Below are 20,693 nucleotides of genomic sequence, written 5' to 3'. Positions count from 1 at the left end.
CGGCGTCGCCCGCATCACCGCACGATCGCCCTGAGCAGTCTCAGCGCGACCGACAGGGAGGAGATGTCGTCCTTCTCCAGCTGGTTCACCTCGGCGAACATGTTGCCTGCCCGCTGCAACTGGTCCGCGTTCTGATCCTGCCACGCTTGGAGCCTCTCTCCGGCGTCGTGCTCCCGGAGGTCGGTGGAGGCCTGGAGGACGGCGACCGTGATGTCGGCGACGGTCGAGTACAGGTCGTCGCGCAGCGCCGCCCGCGCGAGGGCCTGCCACCGGTCCCTGCGCGGGAGCTTCGTGATCCGCTCGAGGAGGGCATCCACTTCGAAGCGGTCGTACACCGCGTAGTACACCGCGGCGATCCTCTCGACCGGCTCGTCGATCCGGCGCGTGCTGTGGGCGATGTCGAGCAGCGCGAAGGACTCGAACTGTTCGGCCCAGTGCCGGCCGAGCTCCTCGGGCAGCTGCCACTCGTCGGCGACGGCCATCTCCTTCCGCACCCGCTCGAGGTCGCAGCCGCGGAGGTACTCACTGAGCCGCGCGCGGAAGGGCTCCACCAGCGGCTTGAACGCCTGGATGTCCTCGGCCACGGACGTGCCCTGCTCCACGTGGTTCACGAACCAGCGCACCGCGCGGTCCAGCAGCCGGCGGAGGTCGAGGTGCACCGTGCTCCAGCGCCCCGTAGGGAAGTCCGCGGGAAGCGCGGCGAGGGCCTCGAGGGTGTCGTCCAGGGAGTAGATCTCACGCAGGGCGACGAACGCGCGTGCGATCACCGGCTCCGGGACGGAGGTCTCCTCGAGCACCCGGAACACGAAGGTGATCCCACCGAGGTTGATGATGTCGTTGGCGATGACCGTCGAGATGATCTCCCGGCGCAGCGGGTGGGTGTCGAGCAGGTCGTCGAAGCGTTCCACGAGCTGGCGCGGGAAGTAGCGCCTCAGGGTGCCGCGGAAGAAGGCGTCGTCCGCGAGGTCACTGGCGGACAGCACACGTGTGAGTTCGATCTTCGCGTAGGCCGCGAGGACCGAGAGCTCGGGCGAGGTCAGGCCCTGACCGGCGTCGAGCCGGCGGCGCAGCTCGGCCGTCGTCGGGAGCGCCTCCAGGCCGCGGTCGAGATCCACCTTCTTCTCGAGCCATTCCATCATCCGCTCGTAGCTCGGACTCCATTCGGTGACGCGCTGCCGGTCGTTGAGCAGGAGCACGTTCTGGTCGATGTTGTCCTGGAGCACGAGGTGCGCCACCTCGTCGGTCATCGACTGGAGGAACTCCGTGCGTTCCTCGGGCCGGAGCCGACCGGCGCGGACCATGCGGTCGACGAAGATCTTGATGTTGACCTCGTGGTCCGAGCAGTCCACGCCGGCGCTGTTGTCGATCGCATCGGTGTTGAGGACGACGCCGGACAACGCCGCCTCGATCCGGCCGCGCTGCGTCATGCCGAGGTTGCCGCCCTCGCCGACGACCCGCACCCGCAGTTCGTTCCCGTCGACGCGGATCGCGTCGTTCGCGCGGTCCCCGACGTCGGCGTGCGTCTCCTGCGAGGACTTCACGTACGTACCGATGCCGCCGTTGTAGAGCAGGTCCGCCGGTGCGCGGAGAATCGCGCGGAGGAGTTCGGGCGGGCTCAGCGTCGTGACGTCGCCGTCGAGCCCCAGCGCCGCGCGCACCTCAGGCGAGACGGGGACCGACTTCGCCTGGCGCGGGTAGACGCCGCCGCCCGCGCTGATGAGGCGGGGGTCGTAGTCCTGCCAGCTGGAGCGCGGCAGGTCGAAGAGCCGGCGACGTTCCGCGAAGGACGCCGCGGCGTCCGGAGCGGGGTCGAGGAAGATGTGGCGGTGGTCGAACGCCGCGAGGAGCCGGATGTGCTCCGAGAGCAGCATGCCGTTGCCGAAGACGTCACCGCTCATGTCACCGACGCCGACGACGGTGAACTCGTCGGTCTGGGTGTCGACGTCGAACTCGCTGAAGTGCCGTTTGACGGACTCCCAGGCGCCGCGCGCCGTGATGCCCATCGCCTTGTGGTCGTAGCCCACCGACCCGCCCGAGGCGAAGGCGTCACCCAGCCAGAAGTCGTACTCGGCGGAGAGTTCGTTCGCGATGTCGGAGAAGGACGCCGTGCCCTTGTCCGCCGCGACCACGAGGTAGGTGTCGTCGTCGTCGTGCCGCACCACGCGGGCAGGCGGTACGACGGCCTCCTGCACGCCGTCGGTCACGACGTTGTCCGTGATGTCGAGGAGGCCGCGGATGAACGTGCGGTAGCTCGCCTGCCCCTCCGCGAGCCAGGCACCGCGATCCACAGCGGCGTCGGGGAGCTGCTTCGCGAAGAAGCACCCCTTGGCGCCGGTCGGCACGATCACCGCGTTCTTCACGGTCTGGGCCTTGACGAGACCCAGCACCTCGGTGCGGAAGTCCTCGCGCCTGTCGGACCAGCGCAGGCCGCCGCGGGCCACCTTGCCGAAACGGAGATGCACGCCCTCCACCTGCGGGGAGTAGACCCAGATCTCGTACTTCGGCCGCGGCAGTGGCGCACCGTCGATCCGCGCGGTGTCCAGCTTGACGCTCACGTGCCGCTTGTCCTGGAAGTAGTTCGTCCTCAGGGTCGCCTCGATGAGGTTCGCGAACGTCCGCAGCACGCGGTCGGCGTCGAGGGTGGCCACGGCGTCGAGGCCCTCGTCGAGCGCGGCGCGCGCATCGCGCATCGCCTCCTCGCGGTCCCCGACGAGGTCGGGATCGAAGCGCGCCGTGAACAGGGCCACCAGCGCCCGCGTGACCGCGGGGTTCAGCAGCAGCGTGTCACCCACGAAGCCGTAGGAGTTGGTGTTCCCGAGCTGCCGCATGTACTTGGCGTAGGTGCGCAGCACCACCACCTGGCGCCAGTGGAGCTGCTCCCGCAGGACGAGGCGGTCGAAGGCGTCGGACTCGCCGGCGCCCGTCACGGCCGCCCCGAAGGCCTGCTGGAGCAGATGCGCGGTCGCCACGGGAGAGACGCCGTCCGGGTACCGGACCCCGAGGTCGTACAGGAAGAACGAGGTACCGTCCGACCGGGTGATCTCGAACGGACGCTCGTCGAGGACCTCGAGGCCCAGGTGGTGGAAGTACGGCAGGATCTGCGTGAGGCTCTTCGCCTCGGTCAGGTAGAGCTTCAGGCGGGCGTGTTCGACGCCGTCGGGCTCCCGCCGTCGCGGCACGTAGACGTGCAGTCCCGGGACCGACCCGCCGGCGGCGGCGAGCTGCTCGAAGCGGGCAATGTCCTCGAGTGCGTCCTCGACCTCGTAGTCGACGCGGTAGCTCGGCGGGAAGGACTCCCCCCACTCGCGGGCCAGCCGGCCTGCGACATCGTGCTCGAACCGGTCCTGCGCCACCTCGGCGATGCCCTCGGACCACGAGCGCGCGGCGCGGACGAGTCGCTCCTCCAGCTCGCTGGCGTCGAGCTCCGGCACCTCCGCTCCGCGCTGCAACCTGATGCGGAAGAACAGTCGCGCGAGGGCCGACTCGCTCATGCGGGCCTCGAAGTCGATCGAATCGGCGTCGAGCGCGGCCCGGAGCTCCTCCTCGATCCGCAGGCGCACGCTGGTGGTGTACCGGTCGCGCGGCAGGTACACCAGTGCGGACATGAACCGCCCGTAGACGTCGGGACGCAGGAAGAGGCGCGTGCGGCGTCGTTCCTGCAGCCGGAGGATGCCGAGCGCGGTCGCCACGAGATCGGGGACCTCGATCTGGAACAGCTCGTCCCGCGGATAGGTCTCGAGGATGGACAGGAGGTCCTTACCGGAGTGGGAGTCGGACGGGAAGCCGCAGAGGCGCAGGACGTCGGTCACCTTGTCGCGGACGAGGGGGACGTTCCGGACGGAACCCGTATACGCACTCGTGGCGAAGAGGCCGATGAAACGGCGCTCGCCGGCGACGTTGCCCTGGGCGTCGAAGCTCTTCACGCCGATGTAGTCCAGGTAGGCGGCCCGGTGCACGGTGGAGCGCGAGTTCGCCTTCGTGATGACGAGCGCCCGGCGCTCGCGTGCCTTCGCCTTCCCCGCCGCCGTCAGCTGCTGGAGTCCGTGTCCGCTGGCCTGGCGCAGCAGCCCCAGTCCGCTCCCCTCCCGCGCGGAGAGCGCCTCGGCGCCGGACTCGTCGGTCACGAGGTCGTACTCCTTGTAGCCGAGGAACGTGAAGTTGCCCTCGTCGAGCCACTGCAGGAGCTCCTGCGCCTGCCGGAGATCGGGGATGTCGCCGGAGCCGGCGATGCTGCCGAGCGACGCGCTGATGGATCGCACGGTGTCGCGCATCGCGGGCCAGTCCTCGACGGCGGCCCGCACGTCCTGCAGGATGCGCAGGAGGCCGTCGACCACGGACGTCCGCTCGTCCTGATCGGCGAGGCGTGAGACCTCCACCGAGATCCAGGACTCGATGTGGGTACTGCTGTCCGGCCCGCCCGCGAGCCCGCGGAGACTCGGCAGAGCCGCGGTGTCACCGCTCGACGCTCCCGCCGTCGACGGCACGCGCTTCAGCTCGAGGAGCGCGTGGGTGTCCGCCGTGCGCGAGGCGAGGAAGGTGGGATGGACCACCAGCTGGATGGCTGCGCTCTGCCGCACCAGCTCGGCCGTGACGGAGTCCACCAGGAAGGGCATGTCGTCGGTGACGATCATGACGATGCTCGAGGCGCCCTGATCGAGGACGTCGACGACGGCGGTGCCCGGTTCGCGCCGCTCCGCCAGGTCGCGATGTGCGAGCGCTCGTTCCCGGAGGTCGGCGTCGAGGTAGCCCGCGGCATCCTCGTCGGCGAGGTGCTCGAAGTAGTGCCCTACGAAGTCCTCCCGCGCGGTGTCCGACTCTGATTGATCCGTCGACCTGGATCCAGACGACATGGGGGAAGCCTCCGTAACGAAATGAAAGGCCGCTCCGTTGCGGCCTCTTACCCGGGAAGCCTATCGGTGTTCCGGGCAAACTTCACGTTGCCCGGACGGCCCCGCAGACCACGTCGCCGCCGGTCCTGCACGGGCACCTCCGCGAGCTCTGCGATGGCGAGGCGGAGCGGTGACGTGGCGGCGGTCTCGAGCAGGGCGGTGCCTGCGAGCAGGGCCTGGTCCGCAGCGGCGTAGTCGGCCGGGAGGAACGCCGAGATGGCCGCAGCCGGGCCGAATCGCTCCCACGCCTCGCGCAGCTGGGTCTCGGGGGCACGCCCGACGGCGGAGGTCCGGACCTTGTTGAACACGACCTGCGGGGTCGCGGTCGGCACGGCATCCGCCAGCTCGGTGAGTGCCTTCACCATGCGCGGCACCCCGATGGCGTCGGCTGCACCCACCGCCATCACGGTGTCCGCCAGCTCGAGGCACCGCAGGGCGGCCCCGTTCCGCCTCGGTGCGAGCGTGTCGAAGCTGAGCTCCTCGTCGGCCTCCAAACAGAACCCGCAGTCGACGACGGTGACGTCCGCCAACGCCCTGGCCGCGTCGAGCACCTGCCCGAGCGCCGCCGGCCTGAGTTCCGGCCAGCGGTCCGGCCTGGTGATCCCCGTCAGCACACCCAGCTGCCCGCCCTTGATCGCGACACGCACGGCGACCCGGCCGAGAGCCGAGGAGGTGAAGCCGCCCTGGTCCGCGATGCGGCAGGCCTGAGCCAGCCCGGCCGATTCGTCGAGCAGCCCGAGGGACGCCCCGATACTCGCACCGTAGGTGTCCGCGTCGACGAGCAGCACCGATGAGCCGGACGCCGCCAGTTCGGCCGCCAGGTTGATCGCGACCGTCGTCCGTCCGGGCGCACCGGGCGGGCCCCAGACGGCGATGATCCGCCCCGCGCCCGGACCGTCGGGAACGTCGACGGGCGGCGGTTCGATCGTCGTCAGCAGATCCAGCGGGTCCGCGTAGGCGAGCGAGCCGCGCCCCTGGCGGTCATCGGTCTCGAGCCGCTCGACCGCCCGCGTCACCGCAGCGGCGAGGACGGCGGGTTCCGCGTCGGCGTCGACGTACTCGATGCCGTCGAGCACCACCTCGCCCGTGCCCGGCGTCCCGTCCGAGAGCGCGATGACGGCGACCCCTGCGAAACGCAGGCGCTCGACCAGCGACGCCGTCAGGTCCACCGTTCCCGGGGTCAGGATGGCCGCGCGCGCCAGTCCGGTCTGACACGCCGCGACGAGCTCGGTGAGTTCCTCGCAGCGCCGCACCACGGTCACGGGCCCGCGCAGCTGTTCGAGTCCCGGGACGTACGCGCTCGCGACGGGCCCCAGGGTGATGACGGGAATGCTCACGAACCGGCACCGGGATTCAGGACGACGGCGATCCGCGCGTCGTTGGACAGGGCATCGAGCAGGTCGGGCATCGTGTCGTCGTCGACCAGCACCTGGACCAGCGTCGACGCGGTGGCTCCGAGCGCCGACTCGTCGACCGTCACCTCCGAGATCTCCGCGGCTTCGAGGAGGAGCTGCGGTTCCTCGTAGGTGTTGGTGTCCGTGCGCAGGGAGACCCATACGTCGACGCGATCGCCCGCCACGGTTCCGGTGGGGAGGGGGTCCTCGACCGTGAGCCCCACAGGCTTTCGGTCGAGATCGTCAGCGGCGCCGATCGCCGACGCGGGTACGAGTTCGCCCTGCGTGATCAGCCGCAACGCGACGCCCTGCTCCGGCACGCCGTCGGACACGGCGAGGTAGGACCCCGCGGCGTCGCCGAGCCGCACCGGGACGGCGACGAGATCGTCAGCGGTGATCAGGGTACCGACGGCGATGTCGTCCCGCGCGCCGTAGACCTGGACCGTCGTGTTCTGGCTGTTGAGGAGCGCGATCACGCCGGCGGTGGAGGCGAGGACCAGGAGGATGCCGATCAGCAGCCGTGGATCCCGCCACGACGGTTTCTTCAACCGCGGTGCCTCGGCCGTCTGCGACGTGCGTGTATCGATGCTCATGTCCTGTCCCCCAGATGTCGACGACCGGCCGCCGCCCGTGCGGGCGACCTCCGTCGGTAATTGTGGTGCACGAAACACCTCAAAGGAACCGATCGTCCACAGAAGACGTCCAACTGTGGAAATCGACGTCATCCAGCGGCGACGATGGCAGACTGGTTCCACATCCCATCCATCAGGAGAGGCGGTCCCATGGCCGAGCGGCGGTTCCTCACTCTCGCAGACGTCGGCGAGGTGCTGAACATCAGTTCCTCACAGACGTATGCACTGGTGCGCTCGGGCGAACTCCCCGCCATCCAGGTCGGCGGCCGGGGGCAGTGGCGCGTCGAGACCCGCGTCCTCGAGGAATACATCGCGAAGGCCTATGAGAAGACGGCCTCCGCCCTGAAGAGCGACACCGGGATCAGCCCGCTCGCCTAGGCTGGCGTTCCGCCGGCGTGTCCGGCTCCTCGGCAGAGCCCGTCAGCACCGCCCGCGGTACTCCGGCACCGTGGGCGCGACCCCATCTGCGCACCGTCGCGAGCGGCGGTCAGGACACGACGGCGGGATCATCACCCCGCGGGTCCCCGACGACGCGGTGGTCCTACCGGTGGTCCTACCCGCTCATGAGTGCGGCGTCGATCGAGTCGACGGACGAGAACGGTACCGTCACGACTTCCCGGGTCGTCGTAGCACGCCGCTCCTCCCCCGCGGGTGTCACACCCAGTTCGAGGAAGTCGGCGCCCACCCGGTCGATCACGCCGGCCAGCCGAAACGCCGGCGCCGAGAGCCAGACGACGACGTGCGCGCGGTCCCGGGACAAACCCCGAAGAGCGGAGCCCAGACCGAGCTTCGCCTGCACCCCCGACAGTGGCTGGCCGACACCGCGTCCCAGGCCGCGCAGAAGGTGGAGGGACTCCAGCGGGACGACGGAGAAGCGGCCCTCCACCTCGAGCGCGATCCACTGCGAGCCGACGGTCGTCAGGACACCGGATAACTGCCTGCCGCCGGTGGTGGTCAGACCGATCCGCGCCCCGCGTTGTCCCTGCAGGCGCTGCAGCAGGGTGAGCCTCGACTGCTCCGATCGGGTCCTGTCCCTGATCTCGCTCTCCTGCAGCGTGACCGACGCCGAATGGAGTTGTGCTTCGAGGTCGTCGAACAGGGCATCCCAACGCATCGCCTCAATGTAGGGGTGCCCGAGACCAGCGTCAAGCTGCAGCTCTTGCCATCTAAACAGTTCAGGGTAGACAAACTGCATCAAACTGCATCAAACTGTTTCCATACCCACGAGAGGAACGATGATGCGGCGCAGCGTGATGCAGGACGGACTGCAGGTACTGATGGTCCTGGCGTGTGCCGGTGCACTGACGCTGGCCGGGCAGGCCCTGCTCGCGCCTCAGCGCTCCGGCGCCTGGGGAATCGAACAGTTCCTCGGCGCGGGTTTTTCCCTCGTCGGCGCGGCCCTGAGCATCCTGTGGCTGCTCGCTCTCGGGCTCGCCGTCGTCGCCGCCGTCCTGCAACGCAGCGGCCGGTCGGCTGCTGCCCAGTTCGCGGCACGGCGCACTCCGGCGGTGATGAGGCGTCTGGCGGCGGCTCTCCTCGGGGTGAACCTCCTGGCCGTCCCGACTCTCGCTCAGGCAGCTCCGGACGGCGGGAGTTCCACGTCCCAGCACAGCGTCGCCAAGGCGTCTGCCACCCCCTACTGGACGGTTGGGACCGAGACGGCACCGGGCCCGGAGGATGAGCGGGGTGCCGTATCGTCCGACGACACCGCCCCGACGGACACCCCGGACATCGACACCGCGGACACCCCGAGCGCAGGGCTCGACGAGAACTCGGCATCCACCGCGTCGGACGCGACGCCGCAGTCACCCGCCACGGTGAGTCCCGGCTGGAAGCCCCTGCCGATGCCTGCGGACGGCGGACTGTTGCTGCGTCAGGAGCTGCGCGCTCCATCGAACGCCGGCGAGGTGGTGGTAGCGCCCGGGGACTCGCTGTGGTCCATCGTTGCCACCCACCTCGGGCCTCTCGCGACCGCCTCCGAGGTCGCCGAGCTGTGGCCCGCCTGGTTCGACGCCAATCGCGCAACCATCGGCGATGACCCATCGCTCCTCATCCCGGGACAGGTGCTCACCCCGCCGCCTCCCTGATGGACCGCGCTCGTCCCCCGGCGTGAACAGGCCTGCACGAGCACCAGCCGGCACCCGCCGAGCGGCGCACGGTCATCACCCGAGCGACGCCCCGTCATCCGGCGCGCCCTGAAACGGCTCCCACCCGGTCTTCCGGAGGCCGGTCAGGTCGGATCCGCCGCCCACTCGATCGACCGCCTCACGACATCGCATGACCGGTCGCTCAGCCGACCGCCCTGACCGATGGCCTCGTCAATGGCCCTGAGAACTCTTCCCGACCCTTCGTTCGACCCACCCTCCGACATCGCACCACCGACCCGGATTGGACCCGTCATGACTTCCGTCGCTCAGCTTCGCCGCCCCTCCACGGATCACCTCGCCGCCGTCAGCGGAGCACCGAGGCCTCTGCTCCCGGCCGCTCTCCGCCCGCCCCGGACGGAATCAGCTCTTGTCATCCAGCTGCACCCCGTGCGGGACCTTGAACCTGCAGCAAAGCCGCACGACACGACCGTCCAGCCTGATGAACTCGTCGGAGACCCGGGAGGTCGGGTCGGCCCGCCGGCTCGGGGCGGTCTGGGACGTGTGACGTCGGGGTCCGAGGACGCCGCGATCGAGCGCATCTCGGGAATCGCGCGCTCCGTCGCGCAGGGAGCACTCGAGGTGCTCGCGGGAACGCGTCCGCTCCAGCAGCTGGCGCGTTGGCTCGACCCCGACAACTACGAGCGCCTGCAACTCCGTGCCAACCTCGTCCGCTGCATCTCCTCCGCACCCGGGGCATCGTCGGCGACCCAGCCGTCCCACTCCCCCAGCGCGCGCCGCCACGTTGTGGTGCGGTCCGCCCGGGTGTGTCCCGTCGACACCGGGGTGTACGAGGCGTCCGTCGTGGCCTACGACCAGAAACGCGTCCGCGCCGTCGCTCTGAGGATCGAGCAACGACGCGGACAGTGGCGGGTGACCGCCCTCGAGATCGGGTGACTACTTCTTGCGGCCCTTCTTGGCCGACGGCGGGGCAGCCTGCGTCTTGTTCCGCTCGACGTGCATCTCCGCCTCACCCTGGGCGTTGGGCGCCGAGAAGTTCAGCGTCGCGGGCTTCGCCGGAGCCTCCAGCCCGGCGGCCTTGATGGTCGGCGTCTGCACCACGCTGCGTCCGTCGGTGACGCCGGGCAGCCCGGTCCGCGCGGGAGCGGAGACCTCGACCTCGAGGTTGAACAGGTACCCGATGCTCTCCTCGCGAATGGCTTCCATCATGGCCTGGAAGAGGATGAAGCCCTCGCGCTGGTACTCGACGAGCGGATCCCTCTGCGCCATGGCGCGCAGCCCGATGCCCTCCTTGAGGTAATCCATCTCGTACAGGTGCTCCTGCCACTTGCGTCCGATCACGGACAGCACCACACGACGCTCGAGCTCGCGCATCGACTGCTCCCCCAGGGCCTCCTCACGGGCCTGGTACGCCAGTTTCGCGTCGGAGAGGATCTCGCTGTGCAGGAAGTCACGGGTGATCTTCGACGTGCCTCCCGCTTCCTCGATGACTTCGTCGGAGGTCAGCGTGATGGGGTAGAGCGTCTTCAGGTTGGTCCAGAGCAGGTCGTAGTCCCAATCGTCCCCGTGACCCTGGGCCGTGGCCTCGTCGACCATCGCCGTGATCACGTCCTCGAGGAAGAACTGGACCTTCTCCTTGAGATCGCCACCCTCGAGGATGCGGCGCCGGTCACCGTAGATGGCCTCGCGCTGGCGGTTGAGGACGTCGTCGTACTTCAGGACGTTCTTCCGCTGCTCGGCGTTGCGCCCCTCCACCTGACCCTGTGCGTTCTCGATCGCCTTGGACACGATCTTCGACTCGAGTGCGACGTCGTCGGGCATGGTCGCGCTGTTCATGATGCGTTCCGCACCGCCCGAGTTGAACAGACGCATGAGGTCGTCGGTCAGCGAGAGGTAGAAGCGTGAGCGGCCGGGGTCGCCCTGACGCCCCGAGCGGCCGCGCAGCTGGTTGTCGATACGCCTCGACTCGTGGCGCTCCGTCCCGAGGACGTAGAGCCCGCCCAACTCGCGGACCTCCTCCTGCTCGGCCTTCACCGCTTCCTTGGCGGCCTCGAGGGCCTCGGGCCACTTGGCCTCGTACTCCTCCGCGTTCTCCGCGGGATCGAGCCCGGTCTTCTCGAGGGCGGCGACGGCGTTGAACTCGGCGTTGCCGCCGAGCATGATGTCCGTCCCTCGGCCGGCCATGTTGGTCGCGACGGTGACCGCGCCCTTCCGGCCTGCCTGCGCGATGATCGCGGCCTCACGCGCGTGGTTCTTCGCGTTGAGGACCTCGTGGCGCACTCCGGCCTTCGCCAGCTGCTTGGAGAGGTACTCGCTCTTCTCCACGCTCGTGGTACCGACGAGGACGGGCTGCCCGGTCTCGTGACGCTCCACGATGTCCTTGACGACGGCGTCGAACTTCGCGACCTCGTTCTTGTAGATGAGGTCCGAGAGGTCCTTGCGTGCCATCTCCCTGTTCGTCGGGATGGGCACCACGCCGAGCTTGTAGGTGGACATGAACTCGGCGGCCTCGGTCTCGGCGGTACCGGTCATGCCGGAGAGCTTCTCGTACAGGCGGAAGTAGTTCTGCAGGGTGACCGTGGCGAGCGTCTGGTTCTCCGCCTTGATTTCCACGCCCTCCTTGGCCTCGATGGCCTGGTGCATGCCCTCGTTGTAGCGACGTCCGGCGAGGATGCGGCCGGTGTGCTCGTCGACGATCATCACCTCGCCGTTGAGGACCACGTAGTCCTTGTCGCGCTTGAAGAGCTCCTTGGCCTTGATGGCGTTGTTCAGGAAGCCGATGAGCGGCGTGTTGGCCGACTCGTACAGGTTGTGGATGCCGAGGTAGTCCTCGACCTTCTCGATCCCGTCCTCGAGCACGCCGACCGTGCGCTTCTTCTCGTCGACCTCGTAGTCGGTCTCGACGGAGAGTTTTTGCACCACCTTGGCGAACTCGTTGTACCAGCGGTTCACGTCGCCCGAGGCCTGGCCGCTGATGATGAGCGGCGTCCTCGCCTCGTCGATGAGGATGGAGTCCACCTCGTCGACGACGGCGAAGTTGTGGCCGCGCTGCACGAGCTCGGCTGCGCTCCAGGCCATGTTGTCGCGCAGGTAGTCGAAGCCGAACTCGTTGTTCGTGCCGTAGGTGATGTCGGCCGCGTACTGCTCACGGCGCGTCGCAGGATCCTGCTTGGAGAGGATGCAGCCGCTCGTCAGGCCGAGGAAGCGGTACACGCGCCCCATGAGGTCCGACTGGTACTCGGCGAGGTAGTCGTTGACCGTGACCACGTGCACGCCCTTACCGCTGAGGGCGTTGAGGTAGGCGGGCGCGGTGGCGACGAGCGTCTTGCCCTCGCCGGTCTTCATCTCGGCGATGTTGCCGAGGTGGAGGGCTGCACCGCCCATGAGCTGGACGTCGAAGTGCCGCAGACCAAGGGTGCGGCTGGAGGCCTCCCGGACGGCGGCGAAGGCCTCGGGGAGCAGTTCGTCGAGCGTGGCGCCGTCGGCGTGGCGCTTCTTCAGCCGGTCGGTCTCACCGCGCAGCTCCGCGTCGGACATCTCCCGGAACTCGTCCTCGAGGACGTTGATCGCGTCGGCGTAGTTCCGGAGTCGCTTGAGGGTCTTCTTGTCCCCGGTGCGGAGAACACGTTCAAGAAGTGATGGCACTGATATTCGCTCCCAAGTCGATGCTGCCGAAGATGGCGTCCCCAGTCTATGTGAGGACGTGTGGGGCTCGGCGTGCGTTCCCGTGCCGAGCGCGGCGGCGGAGGCCGGCCGGGGTCAGACTAGCCTGCCGACCTCCACGTCGAGCCCAGGCGCGAGGTTCCCGCGGTCCTCGACCACGACGTCGTCGAGCCCGAGCCACCGCGCGAGCAACCTCAGCTCGGCGGCCAGTTCGACGGCGGTGTCCGCGGGAGCGCCGGGCTCGGCGTGCGCCGCCCTCACCAGCAGGAGCCCGGCCGCGCGGTCGGCCTTCAGGTCCACGCGCGCGGCGATGCCGTCGCGGAGCAGGAACGGCAGCACGTAGTAGCCGTGCACGCGACGGGCGGCCGGGGTGTAGATCTCGATGCGGTAGTGCACCCCGAAGAGCGTCTGCAGCCGATCGCGATCGAAGACCATCGAGTCGAAGGGGCTCAACAGCGCGCGGCCCCGCGCGTGTCGCGGAAGCACCGCCGCCGGGTCGAGGTACCACGGCTCCGGTGCGCCCCCGACGGTGACGGTTTGCACCTCACCACGCGCGACGAGCAGGTCGAGCGCGAGTCTTGTCTCCCGGACGGGCGTCCTGAAGTAGTCGGAGACCGAGCGGGCGGGAGCGACGCCGAGCGCGGCCAGCGACCGCCCGGCGAGCACACCCAGCGACTCCATCCGGTCCACGGGCTCAGCCTCGGGCTCTGGCAGGACGCGCTCGAGTGGCGAGTACAGGCGCTCGAACTGCGCGGTCCGCCCAGCCGACCCGATGACGCCGCGCGCGAAGAGATCCTCGAGGACGCGCTTGGAGGCCGTCCACCGCCACCCCCAGCCCTCCGCGGGCCTGTCCCCCTCGACACCGAGAGCACGCTGGACCGCGGTGGCCGTCAGGGGGCGGTGGCGGGAAAGCACCTGCAGGACGTTCTCCTCGAGGGTCGTCCGGGCCTCGGTCGGCATGGCGCCCGCCCCCATCCAGGTGCGACGCTGCCAGGACCTGAGATGCGGCAGCAGGTCGGGCCGGACGAGGCTCGCCTCGTGGGCCCAGTACTCGATGAGGGTGCGCGGCGCCCTGGAGGACATGCGGTCGAGGTCGGCGCGATCGTAGTCGCCCAGCCGCGAGAACAGGGGCAGGTAGTGGGACCGCACGAGGACATTGACGGAGTCGATCTGCAGCACCTGCAGTCGCCGCACGGTCGACGTCAGGGCGCGGCGCGACGACGGCGCCTCCAGACGGGGCCGATGGAGCCCCTGGGCTGCGAGCCCGATCCGTCGTGCCTGCGCGATCGACAGTCCTGTCATGCAGCTCCTCAAGACTCGTGCCGTGCTGCTGCGGTGGCGTCCGGCACCGGTCGGTCCGCCGAGCGCGGTCGTCATGGAACTGCCCCCGCCTGGTGGCGGGGGCGGCTCGCTGGACGGTTGTGCCGGCGCGAAGGCGCCGGCTGGGGCGGCGGCTAGGCCGAAGCGGCTTCCTTGGCGCGGTAGGCGAGGAGCTCCTCGTGCGGCTCCTCGGTACCTTCCGCGCACTTCGCGTCGAGCGTGATCACGCCGTAGGTCCAGCCCTGGCGCCGGTACACCACGGAGGGTGTCCCGGTGGTGGAGTCGATGAAGAGGTAGAAGTCGTGGCCGACCAGCTCCATGTTGTCGACGGCGTCGTCGAGCGTCATCGGGACGCCGGAGAACACCTTGCGGCGGATCAGCACCGGCGAGTCACCCGCCGGGATGTCGTCCGGACTCGAGTAGGCGTCGACGTCCTCCGTCGGAGGAGCGGGCTCGGACGCCGTCGGCTCGATCACCGGGGTCTCGAGATAGATGGGCTGTGCGGGATCGGCCGGCTCGAGATCCGCCGTGGCGATCCGGACGGCGATCGGTGTGTGCCGACCGTGGTGGACCTTGCGGCGGTCGCGCGCCCTGCGCAATCGCTCGAGCAGCTTGCCGTAGGCGAGGTCGAAGGCGGCGAACTTGTCGGCCGCCGTGGCCTCGGCGCGGACGACCGGCCCTTTGCAGAGCACCGTCAGTTCGACGGTGAGTGAGGTGTCCGCCATCCGGGCGCTGGCTTCCTTGGTGATCTTGGCATCGACGCGCTGTACCTTGTCGCCGAGCTGCTCGATCTTGTCGATCTTCTCCGTCGCGTACTCGCGGAAGCGGTCAGATACCGCCAGGTTGCGACCATTGATCACGAATTCCATGGAGCCCTCCACATCACTAGATGACACGGCGGCGGCCGGGATGGGTGCAGAGCCACCGCCGACGGATACCTGTCTTCTTTGGGTGGTACCCGTACTTCACGGTAGTTCACCCCTCCCCGTTATTCATCCCTTGACGCACTCTTACTTCCGGCAGTTCGCTGGATGTCCGTCGGGCGTTCCCCGTGAACGGGTCGCCCGGTGGCCGGTGGCGTGCCCGCTCCCGACGAGGACGCCGTCGAGCCCTCCGGAGGTCCCGCCGGAGGTCCCGCCGGAGGTCCCGCCGGCGACCCGGCCGGGGAGCGGGTGGCGGCCACGACGACGGCGCCCACGACGGTCGCGTTGGCGGCGACGAGCGCCCGGTGCGCCTCGCCGATCGTGGCGCCGGTGGTCAGGACGTCGTCGATGACGAGGCACCGATGTCCGGCGAGATCGTGTTTCCTCCCGTCGCGAACGGTCATGGACCGCATGACGTTCGAGCGCCGTCGTCGTCGGCCGGCTCCTTTCTGGCCCCCGCTCATCCGCGACGTGAGGGCGTGCCGGAGGAGCCGGGCAGCGGACATCGCCGGGTCGTCGCGCAGCGCCGTGATGATCCGCTCCGGCAGCGGCACGTGCGCGAGCCACGGGGCGAGTGCTGCACCGGCGGGCAGCTGCCCGCGACGGTCGAGGTGGACCAGCAGGACCATCAGGGGGTCGTATCCGCGGCGTCGACGGGCGGCGCCGCGGGTGGGCACCGGGACGAGGAGGACGCGCCCACTGTCGATCCCACGACCGAGCCCACCGCCGAGCCCCCCGCCGAGCCCACCGGATACCCCCTCGTGCAGCGCTCCGGCGAGTGCCGCCGCGACGGGTCCTGCGAGATCGAGGTGTCCGTGGTTCTTGTAGGCCAGCAGCACGGCGGACACCGCACGGCCGTACCGACCGGCGGCGAGGACCGGAAGGGGCCCGTAGCCGTCCGGTGTCGCCGGAAGGTCGTCGCCGACCGCCGCACCGGTGCGCTGCGCCGATCGGGAGAGGAATGTCGGAGGTACGACGACGTCCGGCAGGGCCTCCGCCGCGCCCTCGGCCCGGAAGGGGCGGGCCGTGGCGGAGCGGAAGCTGCGGGAGCATCCGCGACAGAGCGAGGTGTCCCACCGGCCGCACACCACGCACGCCGACGGGAACAGGAGGGCGGCGAAGGCCGTGGCAGCCGCCCCGATGGTCAACCCGGTCCGGCCGAGGGCCAGGCGGTCGAGCGCGGTGTCGACGCGGGACCGGAGGCCGGGGACGACGGAGGAGGAGTGCATGCCACCATCGCATCACCGGCTCGACGGCGGCAGCGGTCCTCTCCCCCGTATGTGGACGACGTCAGCCCGGGAAGGCGATGTCGCGGACGTCGATCTCGACGTCCAGCCAGCTGTTGTTCCCGATGCGCCGGAACAGGGTGGACCCTGCCTGCGCGTAGAAGGTGTCCTCGGCGTCGGAGCCCGCACTGATCGACAGCACGCCGTCGAGCTCGGTCATCGACTCCAGCGTCCCGTCCAGCTGCAGGACCACCGGCGTGGCCTCGACGTCGGCGCCGACGGTGGACGCCACGATGGTGCTCTGGCCTGCCCAGACCGCGGTATCGACGTCGCCGGCCGTACGCAGCGCGAGCGGTGTGGTCAGTGACTGCGGTGCACCCTCGGCGGAGCGGGTGATACCCGAGATCAGCAGTTCGCTCTCGCCGTCGCGCTCGGTGACCACGAGGACGCGCGAACCGTCGCGGGACACACGTACCTCCTTCACCAGCCGGTCGGCCAGCCAGGGAGCCGCGACCAGGACCGCGTTGGCCTCGGACCCGCCCGGCGGAACGGCGAGGACCTCGCTGCGGCCCTCCGTGATCCTGCCCGTCCAGACCCAGTTCTCGGGGTCGAAGGAAGGACGGGTCAGCGAGCCCCCGGACACCACCCCGCGGGCCTGGCTACCCGGCGCCGTGACGTACAGGGAGGAGCGGTCGCCGGAGAGGAAGGCGTAGGCGCTGCCGGAGAGGGAGGTGGCAGGCATCCTGGGATCGAGCGCCGCGACGGACGCCAGCCCCTCGACGGGGGCGATCCCCCCGGTACGCACCCGCACGAGTTCGCCGTCGACGATGGCCACCTGTTCGCCCCCGATGTCCGGGGCGAGTTGCGGCACCACCAGCTCGGGCGAGTCCGCGCCCAGCTGGATCGGCTGCCCGCTGGACATCTCGACCGTCGCGACGTCGTTCAGCCCGGTGAGATTGACCTCCAGCTGCTGGTTCATCTGCTGCAGCCCGAGGTCGGTGGCGCCGTCCAGCACCTCCGCCGAGAGTTCCACGGACGCCGTCCCCGAGGTGATCGGCACGGAGTCGCGTGCGAGCGTGACGCCCTCCGGGAAGGCACTCGTGACCGAGCCCTGCAGGTATGGCGCCGGGCCGGCGAGCATGGTGCTCACGACCCGCGCCGCCACGCCGGCCCTCCGCACGAACCAGCGGGCATCCGGCACCCAGTACCGGTAGTTGCTGCTGTAGAAGTAGAGGCTGTGGGAGATGAGGAGCTCCTGGGCGGCACTCTGGGCGAGCATGATGCCGTCGGGCACCTCCGCGATACGCCACTGGCCGTCCACCTGCTCCATCCTGACCCCGAGCGTCTCGGCGACCGGGACCGGGAGGTCGGTCCGGACACCGCGCGCGTCGACCGTCCCCGTGGTTTCCAGCTGGATCTGGAAGATGCCCTCGGTCTCGCGCTGCTCCACCCGCGGCTCGCTGCTGAACAGGACGATCCGCTCCTCGGGTTTCCAGCTCTCGGCGAGTTCCCTGGTCAGGAACTGCCGGGCGACGCTGTACCCGTCGCCTGCACCCGTGCCGGCCGTGATGAACCCGCGGAGGACGAGTTCGGGCGCCGCGCCGGGGGCCGGGCCCTCGGGCGAGAAGGCGGGCGCGTCGGCGTCGGGATCGCCCGGCGCGGCGGAGATGACGCCCACGGGACCCTTGGTGGGGATGGCCGAGCAGCCGGTGAGCCAGACCAGACAGAGGGCGAGCACGGCAGCGATGACGACCGTCGCGCGAGGCCTGCGCCGCGGAGGATTCTCGCGGGGACGCCCGCGCCCTGCCGACGTCATCGCTCGACCTCCCGCGTCACGCGGGTGGAGCCGGTGTGGACCGACTCCGTCCCGGGCGCAACGCGGCCGGACTCGGTGGCAGGCGCCATCGACGACGGCGGCAGGGCGAGCGGCGACGCCGTCAGGTTGCCGCCCTCGTGGCGAGGGAGTGTGAGGCGGAAGCAGGCGCCGTCGCCCGGCGTACCCCAGGCCTCCAGCCAGGCGCCGTGCAGTCGTGCGTCCTCCAGGGCGATCGACAGCCCCAGCCCGCTGCCGCCCGTGGTGCGGGCTCGCGCGGGATCAGCTCTCCAGAACCTGTCGAACACACGGGTGGCCTCTTCCCCTGCCATTCCGATCCCGTGATCACGGACCGCCACCGCGACGGCCTCCGGACTGCAGGCGATGTGGACGTCCACGGGCCCCCCTTCGGCGTGCTCGAGTGCGTTGACGATCAGGTTGCGAAGGATACGGTCGATCCGGCGGGCATCCGCATCGACGATGCACCGCGACTCACCGGTGATGATCCTGAGCTCGGACCCGAGGCGATCGGCCAGCGGTCCAGCCCCGTCGATCGAATGCTGCACCAGCTGCACCAGATCCGTCGGCTCGGCCTCGAGCGTGGCTGCGCCGGCGTCGAACCGCGAGATCTCCAGGAGGTCCGCGAGGAGTGCCTGGAACCGCTCCACCTGGTCGAAGAGGATCTCCGCCGATCGCTTGTTGATCGGGTTGAACTCCTCCCGGGCGTCGTGCAGCACCTCGGCGGCCATACGGACGGTGGTGAGCGGGGTCCGCAGCTCGTGCGAGACGTCGGAGACGAAGCGCTGCTGCATCTGCGAGAGCTGTGCGAGTTGCGTGATCTGGTCCTGGAGGCTGCCGGCCATGTGGTTGAAGGACAGCCCGAGTCGGGCCACCTCGTCCTCCCCGCTCACCTCCATGCGCTCCTGCAACTGACCGGAGGCGAGCTTCTCGGCCACCGACGCGGCGTGACTGACCGGGCGCACGACGCTGCGGGTCACGTACCAGGTGATCCCCCCGATGACGAGCAGGAGCACGAGGCCCACGAGCCAGAGTGTGCGGTGGATGTCGTCGAGCGTGGCCTGCATCGAGGAGAGGTCGTAGTAGACGTACAACCCGTACGCGGTGCGCTCGGGCGGCAGTTGCACCTGCGTGCCGAACACCACACCCGGTGCGTCCTGCTGCGCGTCCTCCGTCACCGGGATAACGGTGGGCGCCCAGTAGATGTCCTGGCCGGACTCCACGGCGCCCTTCAACTCGGGCGGGAGCATGCTGTCGGTGACACCCTGCTGCGTCACGGTGGTGGGGATCAGCAGTCCCCCGCCCTCGGACATGGGCACCAGGATGGCCTGCCGGGGGGCCTCCGTCTCGTTGCCCACGAGCGCGTTCACCGAGTCGATCACGAGGCGGTTGGTCGTGTCGGCGTCCGTGGCCGACGAGTCGCGGAACACGGCCTTCGTCGAGATCAGGGCGCGTCCCGCCTCGGCGCTGAACTGGTCGAACCGCTCCTCGTACAGCGCGTTGGCGATCTGGTTCGAGAGGAACCCGCCGACCGCGACGAAGGACACGGAGGTCAGGAGCATGGTGGCGACCACCGTGCGGAACTGCAGCGATCGGCGCCAGCGGCGACCGATGTCCTCGCCGACCCTGCGTGCGCGGGCGACGCGCGAGCGCCCGTCGGACGCGGGGGTCACGGGGGACGCCCCACCACCGGCGAGCAGGGCCGGCCCCTGAACCGCGGGGAACGCGCCGGTGCCGGGCGCGACGTCGTCGTGCGGACGATCGGCGTCACCGCCGCGAACCACGGCGGTGCGGTGGTCGACGGCGCCGTCGTGGTCGTGGGCGGAGACAGCGGGAGCGCCGTGGTGGGCGCCCCCCGCGTCAGCCCTGTCCGGCCTTGTAACCGACACCGCGCACCGTCAGCACGATCTCCGGGGCTTCGGGATCGCGTTCGATCTTCGAGCGCAGCCTCTGGACATGCACGTTGACCAGGCGTGTGTCCGCGGCGTGCCGGTAGCCCCACACCTGCTCGAGCAGCAACTCCCGCGTGAACACCTGCCACGGCTTGCGGGCGAGCGCGACGAGCAGGTCGAACTCGAGGGGCGTGAGCGAGACCTTCTGGCCCGAGCGCGTCACCTCGTGACCGGCGACGTCGATGCTCACCTCGCCGATGCGGAGCGTCTCCGGCGCCTTCGACTCCGCGGGCCTCAGGCGTGCACGCACGCGCGCCACGAGCTCGGCGGGCTTGAACGGCTTGGGCACGTAGTCGTCGGCCCCGGATTCGAGCCCGCGCACGACGTCGGACGTGTCCGACTTCGCGGTCAACATCACGATGGGGAGGTCCGATTCCTCACGGATCTGACGGCACACCTCGATACCGTCCAGACCCGGCAGCATGAGATCGAGCAGCACGAGGTCGGGATGGCTGGAACGGAAGACGCCGAGGGCGGCTGCGCCGTCGGCGCAGAACACGGGATCGAATCCGTCGTTGCGGAGAACGATCCCGATCATCTCGGACAGTGCCTCGTCGTCGTCGATGACCAGTATGCGAGCCTTCATACCCCCATAGTGTCGTATCGGGCACGCAAAGTCCCACCGCCGGGAGCGCGCGCCGCGGCCCGCGGCGGCGCCGGCACGTCCGCAGCGCGGCCTCTTCCGACCGAAACCGTGCGACGCCTCACTATGATGCAGGAGGGGACGCCGATCCACGCCTCCCCTCGGTGCGACGGAG

Annotated in this window: 14 protein-coding genes; 3 read left to right on the top strand and 11 right to left on the bottom strand. The window is 69.9% G+C overall.

Going from position 1 to position 20,693, the window contains the following annotated elements:
* Positions 1-14 precede the first annotated feature (14 nt).
* Genes AC4D12_RS04690 through AC4D12_RS04680 form a run of 3 tightly spaced genes read right to left on the bottom strand, consistent with a single transcriptional unit; the run spans position 15 to position 6,876 of the window.
* The gene (locus AC4D12_RS04690) at positions 15-4,850 is read right to left on the bottom strand and encodes an NAD-glutamate dehydrogenase (RefSeq protein ID WP_490948729.1); all 4,836 of its coding nucleotides are present in this window, start codon (positions 4,848-4,850) and stop codon (positions 15-17) included.
* Between the two features lie 47 nt (positions 4,851-4,897).
* Complete coding sequence (locus AC4D12_RS04685) at positions 4,898-6,226, bottom strand: CpaE/TadZ family protein (protein WP_490948728.1); 1,329 nt, start codon at positions 6,224-6,226, stop codon at positions 4,898-4,900.
* Positions 6,223-6,876 (bottom strand): CpaB family protein, encoded by a 654-nt coding sequence (locus AC4D12_RS04680; RefSeq protein WP_490948727.1) that lies wholly within the window; start codon positions 6,874-6,876, stop codon positions 6,223-6,225. The genes AC4D12_RS04685 and AC4D12_RS04680 overlap by 4 nt, the downstream gene beginning before the upstream one ends.
* A gap of 189 nt (positions 6,877-7,065) precedes the next feature.
* On the opposite strand from AC4D12_RS04680, the gene AC4D12_RS04675 reads away from it, so the two are divergent.
* Positions 7,066-7,293 carry a helix-turn-helix domain-containing protein gene (locus tag AC4D12_RS04675; RefSeq protein WP_490948726.1) on the top strand — a complete coding sequence of 76 codons (228 nt, stop codon included), beginning with the start codon at positions 7,066-7,068 and terminating at the stop codon, positions 7,291-7,293.
* A gap of 175 nt (positions 7,294-7,468) precedes the next feature.
* Here AC4D12_RS04675 and AC4D12_RS04670 read toward each other — a convergent pair whose 3' ends face one another.
* Positions 7,469-8,029: a hypothetical protein gene (locus AC4D12_RS04670; RefSeq protein WP_490948725.1), complete on the bottom strand. Its 561-nt coding sequence runs from the start codon at positions 8,027-8,029 to the stop codon at positions 7,469-7,471.
* 121 nt (positions 8,030-8,150) lie between these two features.
* On the opposite strand from AC4D12_RS04670, the gene AC4D12_RS04665 reads away from it, so the two are divergent.
* Both AC4D12_RS04665 and AC4D12_RS04660 read left to right on the top strand, forming a co-directional pair.
* On the top strand, positions 8,151-9,002 hold the full coding sequence (locus AC4D12_RS04665; RefSeq protein ID WP_490948724.1) for a LysM peptidoglycan-binding domain-containing protein: 852 nt from the start codon (positions 8,151-8,153) through the stop codon (positions 9,000-9,002).
* 561 nt (positions 9,003-9,563) lie between these two features.
* Positions 9,564-9,956, top strand: a complete 393-nt coding sequence (locus AC4D12_RS04660) for an Rv3235 family protein (protein ID WP_490948723.1) — start codon at positions 9,564-9,566, stop codon at positions 9,954-9,956.
* Here AC4D12_RS04660 and secA read toward each other — a convergent pair whose 3' ends face one another.
* The 7 genes from secA to mtrA all read right to left on the bottom strand — a co-directional run bounded on the left by secA (position 9,957) and on the right by mtrA (position 20,521).
* Complete coding sequence (gene secA / locus AC4D12_RS04655) at positions 9,957-12,665, bottom strand: preprotein translocase subunit SecA (RefSeq protein ID WP_490948722.1); 2,709 nt, start codon at positions 12,663-12,665, stop codon at positions 9,957-9,959.
* A 114-nt stretch (positions 12,666-12,779) separates the two neighbouring features.
* Positions 12,780-13,985, bottom strand: coding sequence for a winged helix-turn-helix domain-containing protein (locus tag AC4D12_RS04650; RefSeq protein WP_490948721.1), 1,206 nt, complete (start codon positions 13,983-13,985; stop codon positions 12,780-12,782).
* A 152-nt stretch (positions 13,986-14,137) separates the two neighbouring features.
* Positions 14,138-14,872 carry a ribosome hibernation-promoting factor, HPF/YfiA family gene (hpf, locus tag AC4D12_RS04645; protein ID WP_490948720.1) on the bottom strand — a complete coding sequence of 245 codons (735 nt, stop codon included), beginning with the start codon at positions 14,870-14,872 and terminating at the stop codon, positions 14,138-14,140.
* A 119-nt stretch (positions 14,873-14,991) separates the two neighbouring features.
* Positions 14,992-16,155, bottom strand: a complete 1,164-nt coding sequence (locus tag AC4D12_RS04640) for a ComF family protein (protein ID WP_490948719.1) — start codon at positions 16,153-16,155, stop codon at positions 14,992-14,994.
* Between the two features lie 61 nt (positions 16,156-16,216).
* On the bottom strand, positions 16,217-17,968 hold the full coding sequence (locus AC4D12_RS04635) for an LpqB family beta-propeller domain-containing protein (protein WP_490948718.1): 1,752 nt from the start codon (positions 17,966-17,968) through the stop codon (positions 16,217-16,219).
* Entirely contained in the window at positions 17,965-19,872 is a 1,908-nt protein-coding gene (gene mtrB, locus AC4D12_RS04630; protein WP_490948717.1) for an MtrAB system histidine kinase MtrB, read from the bottom strand. The genes AC4D12_RS04635 and mtrB overlap by 4 nt, the downstream gene beginning before the upstream one ends.
* Positions 19,844-20,521 carry an MtrAB system response regulator MtrA gene (mtrA, locus tag AC4D12_RS04625; RefSeq protein WP_490948716.1) on the bottom strand — a complete coding sequence of 226 codons (678 nt, stop codon included), beginning with the start codon at positions 20,519-20,521 and terminating at the stop codon, positions 19,844-19,846. The genes mtrB and mtrA overlap by 29 nt, the downstream gene beginning before the upstream one ends.
* Positions 20,522-20,693 lie beyond the last annotated feature (172 nt).

The organism is Arthrobacter sp. TJ-266, assembly GCF_058269115.1.
Note: the sequence above shows the minus strand (reverse complement) of the source record. Positions and strands in the feature narration are given on the sequence as shown.

What these genes read in the sequence shown, in the direction of transcription:
- AC4D12_RS04690 (WP_490948729.1), bottom strand. Translation starts at nt 4,850, where the DNA reads ATGTCGTCTGGATCCAGGTCGACGGATCAATCAGAGTCGGACACCGCG.
- AC4D12_RS04680 (WP_490948727.1), bottom strand. Translation starts at nt 6,876, where the DNA reads ATGAGCATCGATACACGCACGTCGCAGACGGCCGAGGCACCGCGGTTG.
- AC4D12_RS04675 (WP_490948726.1), top strand. Translation starts at nt 7,066, where the DNA reads ATGGCCGAGCGGCGGTTCCTCACTCTCGCAGACGTCGGCGAGGTGCTG.
- AC4D12_RS04670 (WP_490948725.1), bottom strand. Translation starts at nt 8,029, where the DNA reads ATGCGTTGGGATGCCCTGTTCGACGACCTCGAAGCACAACTCCATTCG.
- AC4D12_RS04665 (WP_490948724.1), top strand. Translation starts at nt 8,151, where the DNA reads ATGATGCGGCGCAGCGTGATGCAGGACGGACTGCAGGTACTGATGGTC.
- AC4D12_RS04650 (WP_490948721.1), bottom strand. Translation starts at nt 13,985, where the DNA reads ATGACAGGACTGTCGATCGCGCAGGCACGACGGATCGGGCTCGCAGCC.
- hpf (WP_490948720.1), bottom strand. Translation starts at nt 14,872, where the DNA reads ATGGAATTCGTGATCAATGGTCGCAACCTGGCGGTATCTGACCGCTTC.
- AC4D12_RS04640 (WP_490948719.1), bottom strand. Translation starts at nt 16,155, where the DNA reads ATGCACTCCTCCTCCGTCGTCCCCGGCCTCCGGTCCCGCGTCGACACC.
- AC4D12_RS04635 (WP_490948718.1), bottom strand. Translation starts at nt 17,968, where the DNA reads ATGACGTCGGCAGGGCGCGGGCGTCCCCGCGAGAATCCTCCGCGGCGC.
- mtrA (WP_490948716.1), bottom strand. Translation starts at nt 20,521, where the DNA reads ATGAAGGCTCGCATACTGGTCATCGACGACGACGAGGCACTGTCCGAG.